Here is a 21933-nt window from a genome sequence, read left to right on the forward strand (position 1 = left end):
AATATAATTGAATAAAAATAGGAATTAGTTATGCCTAGAATTTTACTAGTTGATGATGATGTTGAATTGACTGAACTTTTAGCAGAGTTACTTTCACTAGAAGGTTTTGATATTCACTGTGTACACAATGGTCAAGATGCTCTCACTGAATTAGAATTACAAGCTTATGATCTTATTTTATTAGATGTAATGATGCCTGTATTAAATGGTATTGAGACCTTGAAACAATTACGTCAGAAATACTCTACTCCGGTATTGATGCTAAGTGCACGTGATGATGAAATCGACCGTGTTTTAGGTTTAGAGCTTGGTGCAGACGACTATTTACCAAAACCGTTTAATGATCGTGAGCTTGTTGCACGTATCAAAGCGATTTTACGTCGTACCGTCTCAACAAGTTTAAATAGTGCAGATGTGATTACTTCGGCAAATCAATCACTGGAAGAAAACAGCAAACAACTTTCTTTTGGTGGTGTGGAATTACATCCAGGACGTCAACAAGCTATTTTTGAAGGTCGTGATTTAGATTTAACCGGTACAGAATTCGCATTATTACAAATGTTAATGCGTAACCCAGGACAAATTCTTTCTCGTGAACTACTTAGCCTTGAAATTTTAGGTAAGCGTTTAACACCTTACGATCGTGCAATTGATATGCACATTTCAAATCTCCGTAAAAAATTACCGGAACGTAATGATAACCTACCATGGTTTAAAACCTTACGTGGACGCGGTTATTTACTCGTGACGGAAAAATAATTATCTTGTTTGATATAAAAACAATCCCTCGTTTTTCGAGGGATTTTTTCTATATTGATTGATAGGTACTTTTAATGCTTAAATTTATTTCTCATTTTCTTAGCAAAGCTATGTCGGTAAGAAATTATCTTGCCTATCAGCTTTTTGCCTATTTTGGTCTTACTTTTGCTACATTGCTGGCCATTACCCTTGCATTACCTAATTTTGATGCCCGCTCTTTTTCTCCTATTGAAACAGAAGAACGCTTTTTCTTTGAACAAGAAACTAAAAATACCGAATTGCAATATAACTTGGATGAAATTTTTGAACGTAAGCTTTTTGTTTCAACTGCTAATGGTTTTGATGTGATTCTTTTGGATCGCAAATCCGGTATTTTTGTAGGGGCAGATCCGAATAAAGTCACTTCATTCCAAGTATTCTTATATCGAGCCGAAAACATCACTGAACCGTTACAACGTCGCTTTGGAAATCTAGAAATTTATGGCCCATTTTTAGTCAAAACGAATAAGCGCGAATACTATCAATATTTTGCTAAAATGGTTGACCCTCAAGAAGAATTTTTTAACCAAATCTTTGACTCGCCTTGGCTGATGTTATTGATTGTATTAGGCGTTAGTGTACCGATTTTATTATGGTTATCATGGAAAATCGCTCGCCCGGTAAAAGCATTACGACTTTCAGCCAATGCTGTAGCAACTGGTAATTTTTCAATTAATCCGGCATTGGAGACTGAAGGCATCAATGAATTGCGAGAAGTAGGCAAAAGCTTTAACCAGATGATCACTTCATTACAAGATTTGACGTTGCATCAACAGCGTTTGCTTTCGGATATTTCGCATGAATTAAAAACACCGTTGGCTCGTTTACATCTAGCCACCGCATTAATTCGTCGTCGTAATGGCGAATCAATTGATTTATTTATTAGCCAACGTGTTGCTAATCCTGAACGTTTTTATATTAACGGTAATCAAAATATTTTGGCTAGTGCATTGGAGAATGTGATTCGTAATGCGCAAAAATATGCGAATAAAAGTATTAAAGTATTGATGTATATTGATAATACTGAATTAGTTATCTCTATTGATGATGATGGTGAAGGAGTACCGGAAAGTGAATATAAACAAATATTCCGCCCTTTCTATCGCGTAGATGAGGCTCGAGCCAGACAAACCGGAGGAACCGGCTTAGGCCTTGCTATTGTGGCGAATGCAATGCAACAGCATAAAGGTTCTGTTGAGGCAATGAAAAGCACATTGGGCGGTCTACGAGTAGAAATTCGTTTACCGCTTTGGATTGAATAACCTCTCTGAATACAAGCGGTCGTTTTTTGCAAAAACTTTGCAAAGTTCAACCGCTTTCATTTGTATAAACATTGTGAGTTTTACCGCTTATACTCGGAATATTAGGAATAATGAAGTTAATTGAAATTGAAAATCTGAATAAGTATTTTGGTTCAGGTGAGAACAAAGCACATATTCTAAGAAATGTTAATTTAGCCATTGAACAAGGTGACTTTGTCGCAATTATCGGTGCATCCGGCTCTGGTAAATCAACGTTGATGAATATTATCGGCTGTTTAGATACTGCCAGTTCCGGTATTTGCCGTATTGATGGTAAAGAAACACTGCAAATGAATAGTGATGAACTTTCGGATCTTCGCCAAAGAAAATTTGGCTTTATTTTTCAACGTTACAACCTCCTTTCCGCATTAACGGCAAATGAAAACGTAGCATTGCCGGCTATTTATGCCGGTATGGATAGTCACTCTCGGAAAGCGCGAGCCGATCAATTGCTGGATAAGTTAGGACTGTCGGATAAAACACTTAATCGTCCAAATCAGCTATCGGGTGGGCAACAACAACGGGTCAGTATTGCTCGTGCGTTGATGAACGGTGGTGAAATTATTCTTGCCGATGAGCCGACTGGTGCCTTGGATTCCAAAAGTGGTGAAACCGTACTGCAAATCTTACAAGACCTACATAAAGAGGGTCATACCATTATTATGGTTACCCATGACCCGAATATTGCGGCAACGGCTAGTCGCGTGATAGAAATTAAAGATGGTCAAATTATTCGTGATGAACGCCAACAACCGTATTCGGAAGAATTAAAATTAGCTAAACGAGAACATAAATCACCTCGCTTCTTTGATCAATTGATCGAATCGTTCAAAATGGCAACTAGTGCAATTAAGGCACATAAACTTCGGGCGCTTCTCACCATGCTTGGGATTGTTATTGGAATAACTTCTGTGATTTCTGTTGTGGCGCTCGGACAAGGTTCGCAAGAACGCATTCTATCTAACATTAATAGCCTTGGTACGAATACCATGACGATTATGAACGGAACGGGCTTCGGTGATAGACGAGCAAATTTGACTAAAAATCTTACTATCAGTGATGCAACTATGCTTAATAAACAAGCTTATATTGACAGCACAACGCCCTCAAGCAGCTTAAATGCGACTGTGATTTCTGGTAATACAAACGTCACCGCCACGGTTAATGGTGTTGGCGAGCAATATCTGAATGTTAGAGGTTTGAAAATGATCTCCGGACGCTTCTTTAACGCCGAAGACGTTGCGCTTTCCGCCCAAGTCGTTGTTATTGATGCCAATACCAAAAAGGATCTTGGCTTAGCCGAACCGGTTGAAGGTAAAGTGATTCTTGTCGGTAAAAAACCATTAAAAATCATTGGGTTAGCTGCTGAATCCAACAATATGAATCAAACCAGTTTAAAAATGTGGATGCCTTATACGACACTGATGCAACGTATTTCCGGTGAAAAACATATTGATTCATTAACCGTAAAAGTCAAAGATAATATTGAAAGCCAAACGGCAGAAAAAAGTATTACTGAACTATTAATGGCTAAGCACGGTAAAAAAGACTTTTTTGTGATGAATAGCGATACCATTAAGCAAACCATTACCAGTACCACAAATACGATGAAATTATTAATCTCGTCTATTGCGATGATTTCGTTGATTGTTGGTGGTATCGGCGTAATGAATATTATGCTCGTATCTGTCACAGAACGAACCAAAGAAATTGGTGTACGCATGGCAATTGGTGCAAAACAACGTAACATTTTGCAGCAATTTCTCATTGAAGCGATTCTCATCTGCTTACTTGGTGGGATTATCGGCATCTTATTTGCGATTACCATCATTGTGACATTCAATACGCTAGGCTCCAATTTCCAAATGGTGCTTTCTCCTGCATCGGTTGTATTGGCAGTATTCTGCTCTACCTTAATCGGCGTGGTATTCGGCTATATGCCAGCAAAAAATGCTTCGAAACTCAACCCGATTACCGCCTTGGCACAAGAGTAAATGAACTTACTGCAAGCGGTTAAATTTGTCGATGAATTTGCAAATTTTTCAGATAATTTAACCGCTTGTTTTATCTTAAAAAGGAAGAATAAATGGGACTATCTAATCTCGAACTCGAACAAATTATTGATGAAAAATTAAACAGTAAAGCGATTGGCGATTACGCGCCAAACGGTTTACAAGTAGAAGGTAAAGCACACATTCAGCGTATTGTGACTGGTGTGACCGCAACTCTGCCGCTAATTGAAAAAGCGATTGAAAAAAAAGCCGATGCGATTTTGGTTCATCATGGTTATTTTTGGAAAAGCGAATCGCCTTGTATTCGTGGTATGAAAGGTAAACGCATCAAACAATTACTCGTCAATGATATTAATTTGTTTGGCTATCATTTGCCGTTGGATATTCATTCAGAATTAGGCAATAACGCACAATTGGCGGCGAAATTAGGTGTGACTAATCTACAAGGATTAGAAGATCGCCCGAATTCAATTCCAGTATATGGAGAATTTGAAACGCCGATTTCTGCAAAAGCGTTAGCGGAACGTATTGAACAAGCACTTAACCGTAAACCAATTTTATGTGATGAATTTATTGCTGACTATCCGCATAAATTAATTCGCAAAGTCGGTATTTGTACCGGTGGTGGACAAGGTTATATCGATTTAGCAGCAAGTAAAGGTTGTGATGCATTTATTTCCGGTGAAATCTCAGAACAAACTACTCATTCTGCTCGTGAACAAGGTATTTATTACTTCGCTTGCGGACACCATGCAACAGAACGAGACGGGGTAAAAGCACTCGGCGAATGGCTCGCACGAGAATATGGTTTAGACGTGGAATTTATTGATATCGATAATCCTGCTTAACTAATTAATAAACGAAAAAGTCGTATCGGAAAAGATACGACTTTTTTGTCACTAGCACTTAGTCTTCAGATAAACGAGAAATATCGTGATAAGAAGCCAGCTTACGAATTGTACGAGAACGTCCACGGATTAATAACGTTTCGGTAAACATCATACTACCCTTGCGTTGTACGCCTTTTAATAAATCTCCGGTGGTAATGCCGGTTGCTGCAAACAGCACGTTATCATCACGCACTAAGTCATCCAGTTTTAACACTTTATTGACCGGTACATTCATTTGCGCACAGCGAGAAAGCTCTTTTTCTGCAGCAGCAAGATTTTCTGGCGAATTACCTTTTACTTGGTTACGAGGAATAAGGCGACCTTGAATATCTCCGCCTAAAGCTCGAACTGCAGCCGCCGCAACCACTCCTTCCGGCGCACCACCAATACCATAAACTAAATCTAAATCACTATCCGGCAAACAGCACTGTACCGCAGCTGCAACATCACCATCAGGGATTGCCATCACTCTTACACCTAAGTTCTGTACCACTTTAATGATTTCATCATGGCGAGGTTTAGCTAAAATGGCAACGGTCATTTGCGTGAGTAATTTTCCCTTTTTAGACGCAACTCGGCGAATATTTTGCTCAAGCGGAAGATCTAAATCGATCATTCCTTTTGCTTCGCTATCTACCACTAATTTTTCCATATACATATCTGGCGCTTTAAGGAAAGTATCTTTGCCACCGGCAGCTAAAACGGCTAATGCTCCCGCCTGTCCCATCGCGGTCATTCGAGTACCGTCAATCGGATCAACCGCAATTGCCACTTCGTCATCTTCAGGCTGAGAACGCCCAACTTTTTCACCGATATAAAGCATTGGCGCTTCATCAATTTCACCTTCGCCAATCACGATTTCACCACGCATATCCATTTTATTCATGACTAAACGCATCGCTTTTACCGCTGCATCGTCTGCGGCATTTTTATCACCTCGCCCAATCCAGTCATAAGCTGCAAGTGCAGCGGCTTCCGTTACACGGGAAAATTCGAAAGAAATAGCACGTCTCATTTAACATCCTTTATATAATATGACCAATATTTGCTATATTTTATCAGCTGGCAATCGATTTCGTTACTAAAAAATCAGCAAATGAAGAAAAATTCCAAAATGCATGAACTTTTCAATGAAATCAACGCCTAACTGAGGTATAATTCTTACACTTACATATCTGTTTTTAAGAGGGAACCCAATTATGTCATTATCAATTCTTGACCAACTTGAAGAAAAAATTAAACAAGCAGTAGAAACAATTCAATTACTTCAATTAGAAGTGGAAGAATTAAAAGAAAAAAACAACACTGTAGAGCAAGAAAAAGAAACATTACGCCAAGAATTTGAACAATTAAAATCTGAGCAACAAAGCTTCCAAGATCGTTTACGTTCACTTTTAGGTCAAATCGACAACGTATAATTTTCCTTTTTTGTAGAACGGCTAATGCGTATTAGCCGTTTTTTATTTGTGTAAGATTATGGCAAAACTCTATTTTTATTACTCTTCAATGAATGCGGGAAAGTCAACCACCCTGCTTCAATCCTCTTATAACTACCAAGAACGAGGCATGAATACTCTGGTTTATACTGCTGCGATTGATGATCGTTATGGTATTGGCAAAGTGAGTTCTCGTATTGGTATTTCACAAGAAGCGCAATTATTTCAATCGGAATCAAATTTATTCGATGAAATTCAGCTTGCCCATCAAGAAAAAACGTTACACTGTATCTTAATTGACGAAGCTCAATTTCTTACAAAAACGCAGGTATATCAATTAACGGATGTAGTTGATAAACTGAAAATTCCAGTGCTATGCTATGGTCTACGTACTGATTTCCAAGGTGAGCTCTTTGAGGGAAGCCAGTATTTATTAGCCTGGGCAGATGAATTACAAGAACTTAAAACGATCTGTGATTGCGGAAAAAAAGCCCACTTTGTTATTCGTATGAATGAGAACGGCGAAGCCGTCGCTGATGGAGATCAAATTCAAATCGGTGGTAACGATAAATACCTCTCTGTTTGTCGCTATCACTACAAACAAAAGCTAAATAAACTATAGCGTTACAAGCGGTCATTTTTGCTAAAAAATATGTAAAAATGACCGCTTATTCGTTACAGTTTTCTAACTGGTATCATCATTAAGAAGCTGACAATACATAAGATAAGTGATAAATACCATGTACTTTGATAGCCAAAATAGCTAGCCGCCATACCGGCAACAGGCCCAGCAATCACCCAACTTGCACCACTTGTATTATTAAATAATGTCGTCGCACTACCCATTTTATACGGCATTAAGTCCTGAAAATACAACATTCCAATTGAAGCTAAAATGCCAATAAACAAGCCGTTAAACACTTGTAAAGCAAGTAATTGGCTTTCCGTTTGAGCCATAGATAAACCGATGTAATAACAAATACCGGCAAGAATAGCGATAATTAGTAACATTTTCTTACTGATAAATCTTGTGCAATATCCCGCAAGAAGCATTACCGGAATTTCAATCGCCGCTGCGGTACTCATCATCACACCTGCAACTTGTTCCGATAAATGTAGGTTCTGTTTCAAATGTAACGGCAAGTTAATAAACATCATACTGTTGCAAGTCCACATCAATAAGCATGCTAAGGCTAAAAATGTTGTAGATTTGCGATTACTTTCAATACCATTTTCTCGTAATGTCTCATCCGTTTCCCTTGGCTTAACGTGACGTTGTACCGAAGATGGCAACATTAACACCACAATAAGAATAGAAACGGCAAAAATCAAAGCAGCAACAATATACATAAAGGTAAAACCGAAATTACCCGATAAATAATAAGCTACCGGAGGGCCGATAATCCAAGCGAGTGAAAGTTGTGCTCGTAAAATCGTATTGAACATCGTCCCGTCTTTTTGTTTGCTTTCGGTATATTCTCGAGAAAGCGCAAAGACTTGTGAAGTAGCGGACGAACCTAATCCGATAATCAGGGTACCGACAATCAGTAAAGTATAATAATCTCGGTTAAATGCAAAAAGTAAGCAACCGCTCAGTTGCATAACACAACTAAGTGTAACGATCCATTTACGGTTTGTATAAAGATCCGAGTAATGGGCTACAATCTGACTCAACACCATCGCCATCAAGGAGTTAACCGAATAAAATATACCAATCATAAATGGGTCGCTAGTTACTTCATTATGCAGGAAAACACTGAGTGCAGGCACCCTCAATGCCCCTGCAAGACCTGTCATAAAGATAACAATCAGGAAAGCAAAAGAAGCTAATCTTAACAAGCCTCTTTGGATAACAAGCGGTCTTAAATTGTCAGAATTTTGCATTTGTAGGATCTCACAAAAAGAAAAGGCACGTCATTATAACGTGCCTTTCTTAATTTCTTTGTATTTTTCTACAAAAAGATTATTTGATCTACATCCTAACGTTTATGCGGTAATTTTTCCCAAGTTACTTCATTACGTAAATAAACCGGTTCAATTTGTAATGCCGATTGTGTATTCCCTTGAGCAAGTTCGAATTCTGCAAGTGTGAGCATTGATTTTGCTGAAGGTAATGTAATATCACTTACTAAAAGTGATAATTGTGCATCAGAAAATTGCGAATATGCCACCCAACCGGTACCTACCACCACAGTATTATCTTTCGGCTGTATTTGGCTAATAGCATGCTCCGGAGAACAGACTTGCTCAGCAACAATTGCTTGCCAGCACTGCCCTACTCTCTCATATTGCGCAAAATAAACTTCATTCATACGGGCATCAATCAGTGCAACAACATTTGTTGCTCCTGTTTTCTCGTAAGCTGCTTGTGCCATTGTTAAGAGATTTGAGACCGGCACAACTGGTAAATTTGCTCCCATTGCCAGCCCCTGAGCAATACCAACACCTACTCGAACACCGGTAAAGCTTCCCGGCCCTCGACCAAATGCTAATGCATCGACTTGTTTAAGAGAAAGTCCTGCCTTTGCCAATAATTCATCTACCATGGGCAGGATTCGCTGCGTATGCGTTCTAGGACTTAATTCATCTAATGAAGAGATTTGTCCATTATGTAATAACGCCACAGAGCAAGCTTCAGTGGCCGTATCAATAGCAAGAATTGTTTTGTTCATTAATTTATTATCCTAAAAACGACAGAAAACACGGAAACAAGCGGTTAACTTTACAAAAAAGTTTGCAAAAACCAATTATTTCCGTGTTTCTGATATTAATTTTAGTGATTAAGCATGCTTAGCTCGGCGCTGTTCAACCGCTTCCGCTAATGCAAATAACGCTTTTTCACTGTCTTCCCAGCCAATACATGCATCTGTCACGCTTTGACCGTACACTAAATTATCTAAATTACCATCACCCAGTTCTTGGCGACCCTCAACTAAATGGCTTTCAATCATCACGCCAGAAATCAATTCTGAACCATTCGCAATTTGCTGGCATACATCGGCACAAACATCCATTTGACGTTTAAATTGCTTTTGGCTATTTGCATGGCTAAAGTCAATCATTACGTGCGGACGGCGACCGGATTTCTCAATATCCGCACACACTTTTGCAACAGACTCCGCATCATAGTTTGTGCCATTATCGCCACCACGTAAAATGATATGGCAATCAGGGTTACCTGCCGTAGAGACAATCGCAGAATGACCAAATTTGGTAACCGATAAGAAATGGTGTGGTGCTTCTGCAGCACCAATTGCATCTAAAGCAATTTTTACGCCGCCGTTTGTTGCATTTTTAAAGCCAACCGCACAAGATAAACCTGAAGCTAATTCACGGTGTACTTGAGATTCGGTCGTACGAGCACCAATTGCACCCCAGCTCATAAAATCAGCCATATACTGGGGCGTGATCATATCTAAAAATTCACCTGCTGCCGGTACGGTTAAGTCATTGATATCAGACAATACTTTACGCGCAATACGTAAACCATCATTTAGCGCATAAGTTTCGTTTAGGTATGGATCATTGATTAGTCCTTTCCAACCGACAGTGGTACGAGGTTTCTCAAAATACACTCGCATCACTACTTCAAGATTTTGATTAATTTTAGGATCAGCACGAAGGGCTTTAATACGCTGTGCATATTCTAAGGCTGCTTTAGGATCGTGAATTGAACATGGGCCAATCACTACCAATAAGCGATCGTCCGCACCATGAATAATTTTATGGATAGCTTGGCGAGCATTTTCCACCGTTTCAGCAGCGACTTCACTTGCCGGAAAACGTTCTAATAACGCAACCGGTGGCAAAAGTTCTTCAATTTTAGTAATACGTAGGTCATCATTCTTGTAAGACATTGTGTGCTCTCTTATTGTTTGTTTTAAACAGTTATTAGAAAAGGTGTAGACCTAACTTAATAAAATTATAAAATGATGTCAAATGGTTTTTGAACTATTTAACTAGTACAAAAATATTTTGCTGATTTAACGAACAGAAAATGTATCACAAACAGCTGGATTACCGGATTGTAATCCCTTACGGAACCAAGCCAAACGCTCAGCAGAAGAGCCGTGTGTAAAGCTATCAGGCACAACATAACCTTGAGCTTGTTTTTGCAAACGGTCATCACCAACAGCCTGTGAAGCAATAAATGCCTCTTCTACATCACCGGCTTCTAATTTTCCTTCTTTTTGAATTTGGTAACCCCAAACACCGGCAAAACAGTCTGCTTGAAGCTCTACGTTTACTGATATTTTATTCGCTGTCGCTTGGTTACGAGCGTTACGTTGTGCTCTTTGAGTCTGCTCACTGATGCCTAATAAGTTTTGAACATGATGACCAACTTCGTGTGCAATGACATAAGCAAAAGCAAAATCACCTGATGCCCTGAGCTGTGACTTCATATCATCATAGAACGATAAATCGAGATAAACTTTTTGATCTGCCGGACAATAAAATGGTCCCATAGCCGATTGCCCCGTGCCGCAAGCGGTATGCGTAACGCCTGGGTAAAGCACTAATTTGGGTTCACGATAAGTCAAACCGTTTTGTTTAAAATAATTACCCCATATACGTTCCGTAGTGTACAGTACTTTGCGAGCAATCGTATTAAGTTCCGCTTCTTCTGCAGAAATAATCGGTGCCGTTTGTTGCTGCTGATAAGAAGATTGTGAATCGTTATATCCCATCAAACCGGTTAAATCCACGCCATAATAAGCCCCAATTAATACGATGATAAAGCCTAAAATCCCACCTTTAGCTCGTCCACCGGAAGAACGACGACCATAACCGGAGTGTCCGCGTCTATCTTCTACGTTCGAACTCTCTCTTTCATTATCTAAACGCATTTTGCTTTCCTTGAAACTAAAATAATAAATCAACCCTAATTTTATACGAATATCCAGAGATATCCTACAAGTAATTCCTATGCTAAATCCAAATAACAAAAAGCGATTAAATTCAAAGCCAAACTTGCAAAGTTTTGCCAAAATTTAACCGCTTGTTTAAAGAATAAAACGTTACATTGTCGCTTTATCTTGCTAAAATTTCACGTTTTCCGTTTTTTCCTTGCTCTGAAAGAATACCTTGTGCTTCCATTTGATCAACAATGCGTGCCGCACGGTTGAAACCTAATGAGAAGCGGCGTTGGAGACCACTTATTGAAGTCACTCCACTTTCAATCACAAATTCAACAACTTCATCAAATAGTGGATCGAGGTCACCGACTCCACCAATACGCTCCGTACCTTCGGATTCTTCAACGGAAGCAACAATACTTTCTAAATATTGCGGCTTTCCTCGTGCACGCCAGTTATCTGCCACACGTTGCACATCTTCATCGCTCATAAACGCACCGTGGATACGAATAATATCCGGACTGCCTGCACCAGAATACAGCATATCACCACGCCCTAATAATGCTTCCGCCCCGCCCGCATCTAAAATAGTACGAGAGTCAATTTGACTTGCTACGGTAAACGCAATACGGCTTGGGATATTCGCTTTAATTACACCGGTAATTACATCGGTTGAAGGACGCTGCGTTGCAAGAATTAAGTGGATACCGACTGCTCGAGCCTTTTGCGCAATACGCATAATATATTCTTCAACCTCTTTACCGGCAGACATCATTAAATCTGCAAATTCATCCACAATCAGTACAATATAGCTGAGTTTCTCTAGAGCCGGCGGTAATTGATCCATTGAATCGCCCGGACGCCAAGTTGGATCAGGAATCGGGTAATTCATCGCGGCTGCCTGATCAATTTTATCGTTATAGCCTTCAATATTACGCACACTTAAGTGGCTTACTAATAAATAACGGCGCTCCATTTCTTCCACCGCCCAACGTAAAGCATTTGCCGCTTTCTTCATATCGGTCACGACCGGTGTTAATAAATGCGGAATATCGTTATAGATGGATAGTTCAACCACTTTCGGGTCAATCATAATAAAACGCACTTGTTCCGGTGAAAGCTTAAACAATAAGCTCAAAATCATCGTGTTAACACCAACCGATTTACCACCGCCGGTTTGCCCTGCTACCAGTAAGTGCGGCATTTTCGCCATATCAACCACAATCGGTTCGCCACTAATATCTTTACCTAGCGCCATTGGTAAGGTTGCTTTGCTGTGTTTAAAGGCATCACTATTTAACACATCACGAAGCCAAACCGTTTCACGCTGTTTGTTAGGCGTCTCAATCCCCATATAAGGCTTACCCGGCACCACTTCGGTGATACGAATTGCTTTAAACATTAATTCGCGGGATAAATCGCTCGCTAAACCGACTACTTTTGCGGCTTTAACACCGGCAGCCGGTTTGATTTCATAGCGAGTAACAACCGGACCAACCAATACGTCTTCAACCGTTGCTTTCACACCATAATTTGCTAATGCACTTTCTAAACGATGGGAAGTTTCAACAATCTCTTGCTCGGTAATTTGCTGTGTTTGACGTGGCGACTCATCTAACAAATCAATCGTTGGTAATGGCGTTGTCGGTTTTTCTGTTGTATGGTTACGTTGTAGCAATGGGTGTATTAATGTATCGCCATAACCTTTTGGATAATTAGGCGTTGATACTGATTCCACTTCCGACGACATATTAGCTACTTTCACACTTGGCATAACGACGGGCTCCGGCTCACTCTTGACAATTTGTTCAAATGTTTGCTCTAAACCTTGCGCTTTAGCACGTTGTTCCATTTGCGCTAAACGAGCCTGCTCCGCTTGTTCAAATTCTTTTGCTAACAATGCTTCATAATCTTCTTCAAGCTCTTCTTTCTGTGTTGATTCTTCAAGCACCGGTTGTAAACGTACCACCGGTTTCGCTTCTTGAACAAATGCCGGCATAGGCGGATTCATATCTTGATATTCAACCGTTGCATCTGCCTCATCATTATTCTCTACTACTTCAAATTCATCTTGCTGTTCAAGCGCTTGCTTGAATTCATCAGTTGGCGAAATCACTTCAGACTGAGGTACTGCCGCTTCTACTAACGGATTTAAACGAATTTTCGGTAATTCAATTTCTGCATTAGGCTCAGCAAATTCTTGGGTGGCAATCGGCTGACTAGCAATTTCCATTCCTTGAATATTAATTTTTGGTAACTCAAGTTCAGTTTCTACGTTAAACATATTTTGATCTGCTAATTCAGAATCCATCTTATTGTCTGCAAATTCAGGTTGTACTTTCAAACCGGTAATATTCGGACGACTAAATACTGAAACATCCGTCAGCTGCTGAGTCTCAGAATCATCTTGAGCCTCTTCTGCTGTATTTTCATCAATAACAAGCGGTTGAATTTCTTCTGAATTTTGCAAATGAGCTTCATTTGCTTCCGTATCTGCTGCTACCGACGTCTCTTTAGGCTGATCTTTTGCCACAATCCAATCATAGAATTGGGCAAATAGTGGTAGGAGTGATTGACCTGAACAAAAATAGAAACCAATACCGGTAAAGATCATCGCTACAAATAATGCACCGAATTGACCGATCGTGCTTGCCAGTAAGGATTGGAACATTCCGCCGATAAAACCACCGGATAAATAATAGGCATTATTTGACAACACCACGCTAGCAAGCCCAGCCAAACCAATCAGTAATAAAATAAAACTACTGAAACGCAAGCAAAAATGTTTCCAAGTCCATTCATTCGCTAAACGGAAAGCCAATGAATATACCGATACGCCGCATAAGGTCAATGGCACAATAAATGCAACTTTACCTAAGAAAGCATACAGTAAATCCATCGTCCAAGCACCGAATACCCCCGTTTTATTCAATACCCTATGCTCCGTGACACTACTTGCCGTGCTCCAAGCATTATCTAGCGGACTATAACTTGCCCATGCCACGATCAAATAAAAGCCAAATAACCCTGCCAAAATTAATGCAAGGTTAATCATATTTTCCTTACCCTTTAATCGTGGTTTGAATCGTTCGATCACACTCACTCCTTATTTTAATAAGAGATAATTAGTTTGTTTTACTTCTTCCATTACCACGTATGTACGAGTGTCATTCACACCGGGTAAACGAAGTAAAGTCGTGCCTAATAATTTACGATAAGCTGCCATATCCGCTACACGTGTTTTGAGCAAATAATCAAAATCACCGGAAACTAAATGGCACTCTTGAATTTCATCCAGTTGTTGCACTGCACGATTGAATTCCTCAAATACATCCGGTTTTCCGCGTACTAAGGTGATTTCTACAATCACCAGTAATGGTGCTTCGAGTAATTCCGGATTCAGCAACGCACGATATCCCATAATCACATTTTGCTTCTCTAAACGTTTTACACGCTCCAAACAAGGTGTCGGCGATAAACCAACTCGTTTAGAAAGCTCAATATTAGAAATTTTACCGTTACGTTGTAGCTCATTTAAAATTTTTAAATCGATCGCATCTAATGCTTTAGGTAGTTTTTTATGTTCCATTTTTTACCCTTTATAGTTTTTTGTGCTAATGAGCCATTGTACAGGGTTTAAGCGCATTGGTCTAATCGAGTTTGCAAAAAATAAGGGAAATTTTACCGCTTGTTACGGTAACCTTTCCCTTTCACATTTAAGATCTAATTTTAGAGAACTTGTACGAGTTGCATACCAAACTCTTTTCGCCAACCTTTGAGCAATTCCGGCAATTTATCCGGATTTTGCCCTCGAATAAACCAACTAAATAATTGATTTAACTGACGCTTGCTTGCTAATAATTCAGGTGCAAGATCAAGCGGTCGAATTTCTGCCAATTTTTGCTGTAATAATTTTAAGCTGTGTTTATAACCTGGTTCATCGACAAGACGGGATATTGTCGGCGGATAATCTTCTTCCCTAACCGCCTTCCCTTGCTCAACTAATAGTAATAACTTTTTACCATGTATACGAACTTCATTCGGGTGCATAAATTCCAATAATTGAGAAGTATGTTTAGGCTGTAGCTTGGCTATTTCAAATAAATTCTGCTCTTTTACAACAAAGTTAAGCGCTAAATCACGTTTTTCCGCCTCTTCCATACGCCATTTGGCTAAAACTTGTAATACAGCTAATTGTGCTGGAGTTAAACGCCATGCATTAGAAATATCTTTGTATGCTTTTGAACTATTCGGTAAGTTTTGACGTTTTTCCAAGAGAGTTTGGCACTCTTCTTCTACGGCATTCTGCCAACGCGTAACATCAAGATCTACAACTAGGCGTTGATAAACCGGTAATAAATACCATACATCTGCTGCTGCATATTGTAATTGCTCTTCACTTAAAGGACGGGCTAACCAATCTGTACGAGATGCACCTTTATCCAGTTCAATCTGTAAATAATGCGCTACTAATTTAGCAAATCCCATCGAAACACCGATTCCGGCAAAGCCTGCCATAATTTGTGTATCCACCAGAGGTGTTGGTAATTGTTTAAAGCGGTGTTGGAAAACCTCGAGATCTTCACTGCAAGCGTGTAAAACTTTTACTACTTGTTGATTAGCTAATAACGCAATAAAAGGCGAAAACTCATCAATTGTGGTTGGATCAATAAGACTCACCTGTTCGCCATCAAATAATTGAATCAAACCTAATTTAGGATAATAAGTACGAGTACGAATAAATTCTGTATCCAATGCAACTGCCGGCTTTTGACTTGCATTTCGACAAACTTCGGCTAATTTTTGATTGGTATCAACCCAAATATAGTGAATGTTCTGATTCATTTGTATGCTCTTTTTAGTTAATTTTTTCAAAAAATAAATTAATTATGTGAGTTAGCTCACATAATTACAATAAAGTGGTTGTACTTCAAATGTATTGAAGCAAAAATAATTATCTTATGGAGTGTTTGCTTTTGTAAATTTTAATAGCTGTGCTTCTTTTTATAAGTATGAAGTACTGTTTAACCTAAGGATTATACTATGATTTCTGATAATAAAACCCAACATCTTGGTACAATTTATCGACTAGTGGAACAATTTGAACTTATTTCGCGAACAGATCTTGCTAAACTTTCTGGCTTAGCTCCCGCTTCTATCACTAACCTCACCAAATCTCTGATTGATAATAAATTCATTTTGGAACGTACAGTACAAAATAATACCTCTCGTGGCAGACCTGCGGTCGGATTGGCCGTATCTAATTTTTTCTGGCAATTACTTTATTTTACGATTTCTCCGAATAACGTAGAAATTTCATTGTGCGAATTAAATGGCAAACCAATTCAGACCAAACATTACCCTCTTTCATCTAACGACTATCCGCAACTCGATTCTTACTTACAAACTTGCTTAAATGACCTCTTTTGGCATTCACCAATGGAAGCTAACCGAATATTAGCGGCTTCTATTAGCGTAGTTGGACAAATTAGTGCTGATCACAGCAAAATTATCCGTTTAGGTGATACCGCTATTGAAAGTTCCTTTGTAGAAACATTAAAAGCACAATTTGATTGTCCAATTTTATTAAATGAACATTTTCAATTATGGCTTCTCACAGAATCAACACTTGGCAGTTTAATTAATAATGATAATGTGATTTTCCTCCAATTAGATGAGGCGGTAAATTTAAGTGTCTTATTGCGTGGTAATCTATTGCATCAACAATCAAAAATGAATGTAGATAAAATGCTGATGCCTAAATTTAGTCCATTAAGCGATATTGCTGCACCGAATGATTGCGATGAAATTCAACGCTATCAGCTAAATAACCAAGTCACTTTCCCAGCGATCGTACGCTTAGTTGATCATTATCTACCGAATAGCTTTACTCAGAGCCATGAAAAAATTCAGTATTTATGTGAGCAAGTTGAGCAAAGAAATGAAACAGCATTAATGATTTTAGAACATATCAGTGATAATTTAGCTTATGTTTTAATGAATCTGATCAATATTTTTTCCACGGAAAAAATTATGTTGAACTCGCCGCTACTGCGCATTAAACATATTCTATTCGAACAGATTCAACAAAAATTACAAAAAGAGTTACTTCTTGGAAATCTCCATGTAGATCTAGTAACCAGCCAGTTTGAATGGGATAGCCCTCTTATTGCTTGTTCCGCAATAAAACAAGGGATTTATGAGGGAAATTTGATCAAGGACATCATTCAGCTTTAAAACTTCAGTTAAAATATAGGCGATTTTGTAACTTTTTTGTTATTTTTAGATAATAGAGAAATAAAATATGCCTTCGTTATTTATTACCGGCACGGATACCAATGTGGGAAAAACCATTGTTACTCGTGCTATTTTACAAACATTAGCTGCTAACCAATTTATGGCTGTCGGTTATAAACCGATTGCTTGTGGCGGTGATGACTCTCTTCCGACAGAACCTAATCAGGCAGACTATGCTAGCGAAGATAATCTGGATGTATTGACAATTCTAGATAGTTGTCCTACGCCCGTTGCTTATCGAGAAATTAACAGTTATACCTTTATTCACTCCAGTACACCAGTATTTGCTGCATTAGATGCCGTTCACCATATCCAAGAAGAAAAATTAAACCAAGATTTAACCCGTTTACAGCAAAATTATCCGAATGTTGTGGTTGAAGGTACTTATGGTTGGCTAACTCCGATCAATAAAGATTTAAGTTTTGCTGACTGGGTGAAGAACAATCAAATGCCAGTTGTATTAGTGGTAGGAATTAAAGAAGGTTGCGTTAATCATGCGCTATTAACTGCACAGGCGATTAAGCAAAAAGGGGTTAAGTTAGTTGGGTGGATTGCAAATCGTATTAACCCGGGGCTACGTCACTATGCCGAGCTCATTGAACTGCTGAGTCAGGAAATTGATGCGCCACTATTGGGCCAAATTCCTTATATTGGCTATCCAAATAAGAAAGATTTGACACCATATATTCAAAATCCCGAGCCATTATTACAATATTTTCAAAAATAAAAATGCCAAAGGCCTCCTTTTAGGAGGCTTTTTATTGTTTGCTATTGCTTGAGCTAAATTGGTAAAAAAGATAAGAAATTCAACCGCTTATACAAATTTAGAGATAAAAAGGTATAAAAAAAGCCCCTCAACTAGGGGCTACTCGGAAAGCAAATTTATGAAATCGGTTGTTGAACACAACACTTTTTGTTAAGTACGTATAGGATACGTCAATTTATTAAATTTTTCAAATTTTATTCCAATAAATTTGTAACTTTTTTCTAAAAATGTGATCTCTGTCATATTTTTAAATTATAAACGGCGAGCTTGCCAGAAAGTTCTCGACCAATATGGTGAGTTTATATCTGAGTAAATAACTCCCCCCTTGGTCGAAGCATGTAAGAACTGTCCGTTTTTTACATATACGCCAACATGTTTACCATTAGGACCTCGTCCTGTTTTGAAGAATACTAAATCACCAGTTCTAAGCTCATCACGATCAATTCGAGTTCCCTCTTTTGCTTGCTCTGAGGTTGTTCTCGGTAAATCGATTCCAAATAAATCACGGAAAGTTACCTGCATAAAGCCGGAGCAATCAATACCTGCTTTGCTATTCCCACCTAAACGGTAACGTGTACCTTTCCATTCATGTTGTTGTTCACTTAAGCTACTGATCGCCATAATCGGATCAGATAATGTACTGTGATGAGTGCGGAAAATTCCTGCTCTTGCCTTAATTGGTCCTGATGTATTATCACTACTTGAACATGCTGTTAATAGCGCTGCACAAGCTAAAATAGCAAACGAAGAAAATCGTTTTTTGTTGAATTTAATCATATATTCACTGCCTATAAAAAAACATCCTACAGGCTTTATTTCGCCTGTAGAATGCTATAACTTTTTTATGCCTTCACTTTTACATTTTCGACTCTGTCTCTAAGCTTCTGACCGGGCTTGAATACCACTACTCGGCGAGCTGTCACGGCAACAGTTTCTCCGGTTTTAGGATTTCGCCCTGGGCGAGCATTCTTCTCACGTAACGAGAAATTACCGAAACCGGATAGTTTAACCTCTTCGCCTTTCTCTAGAGAACTACGAATTTCTTCGAAAAATTGCTCTACAAAGAGCTTAGCGATACGTTTATCAAAGCCACATTTTTCAACGAGGCTTTCTGCGAGTTCAATTTTAGTGAGTGCCATAAAAATAATCCTTAAATCTAATCTCTTAGATATGCTTGGAAACGTTGTGCTAATTCAGCTAAGACTGCTTGAGTTACAGCTGAAATTTCTTCTTCTTCAAGCGTTTTTTCAGTGTCTTGAACCGTTAAGCTAATTGCTAAACTTTTCTTACCAGCTTCTAAATTTGTGCCACGGTAAACGTCAAATAAGTTTACTGCAACTAATTTTGAGCCACCTGCATTGCGACATGCATCTAATACATCACCAGCTGCTACATTCTCATCTACCACAACTGCAATATCACGATTATTCGCAGGGAATTTAGAAATTTCTTTTGCCGCAGGAATTGGACGGTTTGCAATCGCTTCCCCGAGAATCTCAAATACCACTGGTTTACCTTTAATACCAAGTTTTTGCACGATAGACGGATGCACAGAACCAATGAAGCCGATTTCTTTACCATCTAACATAATTGCCGCAGATTGTCCCGGATGTAATGCAGGGAATTGTTTTGCCACAAATTTTAAATCATGACGAGCTGACGTTAGTGATAATACACGCTCCATATCGCCTTTCAAGTCGAAGAAATCTACCACTTCGCCTTTACTTTCCCAATGTACCGGACGTTTATCACCGACAATTGCTGCACCGAATACGAATTCTTGACGAACTCCTGATTCTGCTGTTGCATCTGGAATAAAGCGTAAACCGCCTTCAAAAATACGAACGCGTGTTTGCTGACGGCTTTGGTTGTAAACAATCGTATCTAATAAACCGGTTAAAAGCGATAAACGCATTGCTGACATTTCGCTTGAAATCGGGTTAGGTAGAATTAACGCTTCTTGATTCGGATGCAATAATGATTGTTTTTTCGGATCAACGAAGCTATATGTCACCACTTCTTGGTAATCGCTATCCACTAATGCAGTACGGATACGGCTTGCTTCTAATAATTTCTCCGGTGTGCCTTTCATTGTTAAGTGTGCAAGCGGAGAATTATTTGGAATACTGTTATAGCCATAGATACGAGCAACTTCTTCGATAAGATCTTCTTCGATCTCAATGTCGAAACGCCAACTTGGCGCTACAGCAGTCCAACTATCATTTGTGAAGGTTACGTTTAAACCTAAACGAGTTAAAATATCAGTTACCGTTTCATCTTCAATGTGGTGACCGATTACAGCATCTAATTTGCTACGACGTAAGGTAACCGTATTACGTTTTGGTAAGTGTTGTTCACTTACTGCTTCTACGATTTCACCCGCTTCACCGCCACAAATTTCAAGTAATAATGCAGTTGCACGTTCCATCGCATCACGTGCTAATTGTGGGTCAACACCACGTTCAAAACGGTGTGATGCATCGGTATGTAAGCCATATTGACGTGCACGGCCGGTAATCGCTAATGGTGCAAAGAATGCCGATTCTAATACTACGTCAGTCGTATTTTCATTTACACCGCTTGCTTCACCACCAAAAATACCCGCCATTGCTAATGCAACTTTGCTATCGGCAATGACTAAAGTATTTGGCTGTAATTTTGCGGTTGTACCGTCTAATAAAACTAATTCTTCACCCTCTTTTGCCATACGTACTTGGATAGCACCTTCAATTTTAGACGCATCAAAAGCGTGCATCGGTTGACCAAGTTCTAACAGGCTTAAGTTAGTAATATCGACAATCGGATCGATTGAACGAATACCACAACGGCGTAATTTCTCTTGCAACCATAATGGTGAAGCTGCTTTTACGTTTACATTTTTCACAACACGAGCAAGGTAACGCGGGCAAGCTTCCGGCGCTTGTAATTCTACAGCCACTTTGTCCGCAATCGTTGCAGGTACGGCCGAAATCACCGGCGATTTTACTTCCGCTCGGTTAATTACGCCCACTTCACGTGCGATACCTGCAATGCTTAAGCAGTCCGCACGGTTTGGGGTTAAACTGATTTCAATTGCCACATCATTTAAATCTAAATATTCACGGAAATCTTTACCAATTGGCGCATCTGCCGGTAATTCGATAATACCGCTATGATCTTCTTTGATACCTAATTCAGAATATGAACAAAGCATACCTTCAGACGGCTGACCGCGTAATTTGGTTTTCTTAATTTTAAAATCGCCCGGTAATACCGCACCTTCCGTTGCACACGCCACTTTTAAGCCCTGACGGCAGTTCGGTGCGCCACATACGATATCTAATAAGCGATCACCGCCTACATTCACTTTAGTGACACGTAATTTATCCGCATCCGGGTGTTGAGCACATTCAACCACTTCACCCACAACTACACCGGTAAATGCGCCGGCAACCGGTTCAACATCATCGACTTCTAAACCTAACATGGTGATTTGGTCGCATAATTGCTCTGTTGATACTGCAGGATTGACCCACTCACGCAACCAAGATTCATTAAATTTCATTTTATATCCTCTATTTTCTTACACGGAATTTGC

General features: G+C 39.2%; 19 protein-coding genes. 8 read left to right on the forward strand and 11 right to left on the reverse strand.

All coding sequences use genetic code 11. The annotated features are described in order from the left end of the window. The first annotated feature begins 30 nt into the window (after window positions 1-30). The 4 genes from ASU1_RS03705 to ASU1_RS03720 all read left to right on the forward strand — a co-directional run bounded on the left by ASU1_RS03705 (window position 31) and on the right by ASU1_RS03720 (window position 4959). Window positions 31-759 (forward strand): response regulator, encoded by a 729-nt coding sequence (locus ASU1_RS03705; protein WP_039195030.1) that lies wholly within the window; start codon window positions 31-33, stop codon window positions 757-759. 74 nt (window positions 760-833) lie between these two features. Beyond that, window positions 834-2060 carry an ATP-binding protein gene (locus tag ASU1_RS03710; RefSeq protein WP_039195031.1) on the forward strand — a complete coding sequence of 409 codons (1227 nt, stop codon included), beginning with the start codon at window positions 834-836 and terminating at the stop codon, window positions 2058-2060. Window positions 2061-2170: 110 nt separating this feature from the next. Next, a complete protein-coding gene (locus tag ASU1_RS03715) occupies window positions 2171-4093 on the forward strand; it encodes a MacB family efflux pump subunit (protein ID WP_039195033.1) in 1923 nt (640 codons plus the stop codon). A gap of 92 nt (window positions 4094-4185) precedes the next feature. Next, the gene (locus tag ASU1_RS03720; protein ID WP_039195035.1) at window positions 4186-4959 is read left to right on the forward strand and encodes a Nif3-like dinuclear metal center hexameric protein; all 774 of its coding nucleotides are present in this window, start codon (window positions 4186-4188) and stop codon (window positions 4957-4959) included. A gap of 58 nt (window positions 4960-5017) precedes the next feature. Here ASU1_RS03720 and glpX read toward each other — a convergent pair whose 3' ends face one another. Next, on the reverse strand, window positions 5018-6016 hold the full coding sequence (gene glpX / locus ASU1_RS03725; RefSeq protein ID WP_039195036.1) for a class II fructose-bisphosphatase: 999 nt from the start codon (window positions 6014-6016) through the stop codon (window positions 5018-5020). A 184-nt stretch (window positions 6017-6200) separates the two neighbouring features. On the opposite strand from glpX, the gene zapB reads away from it, so the two are divergent. Both zapB and ASU1_RS03735 read left to right on the forward strand, forming a co-directional pair. Next, window positions 6201-6419 carry a cell division protein ZapB gene (zapB, locus tag ASU1_RS03730; protein ID WP_018650966.1) on the forward strand — a complete coding sequence of 73 codons (219 nt, stop codon included), beginning with the start codon at window positions 6201-6203 and terminating at the stop codon, window positions 6417-6419. Window positions 6420-6477: 58 nt separating this feature from the next. After that, on the forward strand, window positions 6478-7059 hold the full coding sequence (locus ASU1_RS03735; protein WP_039195039.1) for a thymidine kinase: 582 nt from the start codon (window positions 6478-6480) through the stop codon (window positions 7057-7059). Between the two features lie 53 nt (window positions 7060-7112). Here the strand turns inward: ASU1_RS03735 and ASU1_RS03740 are convergent, their stop codons facing one another. From ASU1_RS03740 to rnd, 7 genes are all read right to left on the reverse strand, one after another. After that, complete coding sequence (locus ASU1_RS03740) at window positions 7113-8321, reverse strand: sugar efflux transporter (protein WP_014991524.1); 1209 nt, start codon at window positions 8319-8321, stop codon at window positions 7113-7115. A 95-nt stretch (window positions 8322-8416) separates the two neighbouring features. Further along, complete coding sequence (tsaB, locus tag ASU1_RS03745; protein WP_014991525.1) at window positions 8417-9109, reverse strand: tRNA (adenosine(37)-N6)-threonylcarbamoyltransferase complex dimerization subunit type 1 TsaB; 693 nt, start codon at window positions 9107-9109, stop codon at window positions 8417-8419. Window positions 9110-9217: 108 nt separating this feature from the next. Beyond that, a complete protein-coding gene (aroG, locus tag ASU1_RS03750; RefSeq protein WP_014991526.1) occupies window positions 9218-10294 on the reverse strand; it encodes a 3-deoxy-7-phosphoheptulonate synthase AroG in 1077 nt (358 codons plus the stop codon). A 126-nt stretch (window positions 10295-10420) separates the two neighbouring features. Next, on the reverse strand, window positions 10421-11284 hold the full coding sequence (gene ypfJ, locus ASU1_RS03755) for a KPN_02809 family neutral zinc metallopeptidase (RefSeq protein WP_014991527.1): 864 nt from the start codon (window positions 11282-11284) through the stop codon (window positions 10421-10423). Window positions 11285-11468: 184 nt separating this feature from the next. Then, window positions 11469-14390 carry a DNA translocase FtsK gene (locus ASU1_RS03760; RefSeq protein ID WP_039195040.1) on the reverse strand — a complete coding sequence of 974 codons (2922 nt, stop codon included), beginning with the start codon at window positions 14388-14390 and terminating at the stop codon, window positions 11469-11471. Window positions 14391-14399: 9 nt separating this feature from the next. After that, window positions 14400-14882: a leucine-responsive transcriptional regulator Lrp gene (lrp, locus tag ASU1_RS03765; RefSeq protein WP_005596879.1), complete on the reverse strand. Its 483-nt coding sequence runs from the start codon at window positions 14880-14882 to the stop codon at window positions 14400-14402. Window positions 14883-15022: 140 nt separating this feature from the next. Then, on the reverse strand, window positions 15023-16138 hold the full coding sequence (gene rnd / locus ASU1_RS03770) for a ribonuclease D (protein ID WP_014991529.1): 1116 nt from the start codon (window positions 16136-16138) through the stop codon (window positions 15023-15025). 198 nt (window positions 16139-16336) lie between these two features. Between rnd and ASU1_RS03775 the strand changes: the two genes are divergently transcribed. Together ASU1_RS03775 and bioD are read left to right on the forward strand one after the other, a co-directional pair. Then, window positions 16337-17530 carry an ROK family transcriptional regulator gene (locus tag ASU1_RS03775; RefSeq protein WP_014991530.1) on the forward strand — a complete coding sequence of 398 codons (1194 nt, stop codon included), beginning with the start codon at window positions 16337-16339 and terminating at the stop codon, window positions 17528-17530. A gap of 67 nt (window positions 17531-17597) precedes the next feature. Continuing rightward, a complete protein-coding gene (gene bioD, locus ASU1_RS03780) occupies window positions 17598-18317 on the forward strand; it encodes a dethiobiotin synthase (RefSeq protein WP_014991531.1) in 720 nt (239 codons plus the stop codon). Between the two features lie 291 nt (window positions 18318-18608). Here bioD and ASU1_RS03785 read toward each other — a convergent pair whose 3' ends face one another. From ASU1_RS03785 to pheT, 3 genes are all read right to left on the reverse strand, one after another. After that, window positions 18609-19133, reverse strand: coding sequence for an NlpC/P60 family protein (locus ASU1_RS03785; protein WP_014991532.1), 525 nt, complete (start codon window positions 19131-19133; stop codon window positions 18609-18611). Window positions 19134-19198: 65 nt separating this feature from the next. Then, window positions 19199-19495: an integration host factor subunit alpha gene (locus tag ASU1_RS03790; protein WP_005596864.1), complete on the reverse strand. Its 297-nt coding sequence runs from the start codon at window positions 19493-19495 to the stop codon at window positions 19199-19201. 17 nt (window positions 19496-19512) lie between these two features. Further along, window positions 19513-21900, reverse strand: a complete 2388-nt coding sequence (pheT, locus tag ASU1_RS03795; protein WP_014991533.1) for a phenylalanine--tRNA ligase subunit beta — start codon at window positions 21898-21900, stop codon at window positions 19513-19515. Window positions 21901-21933 lie beyond the last annotated feature (33 nt).

The sequence above is a fragment of the Actinobacillus suis ATCC 33415 genome, assembly GCF_000739435.1.
GTDB classification, from domain to species: Bacteria; Pseudomonadota; Gammaproteobacteria; order Enterobacterales; family Pasteurellaceae; genus Actinobacillus; species Actinobacillus suis.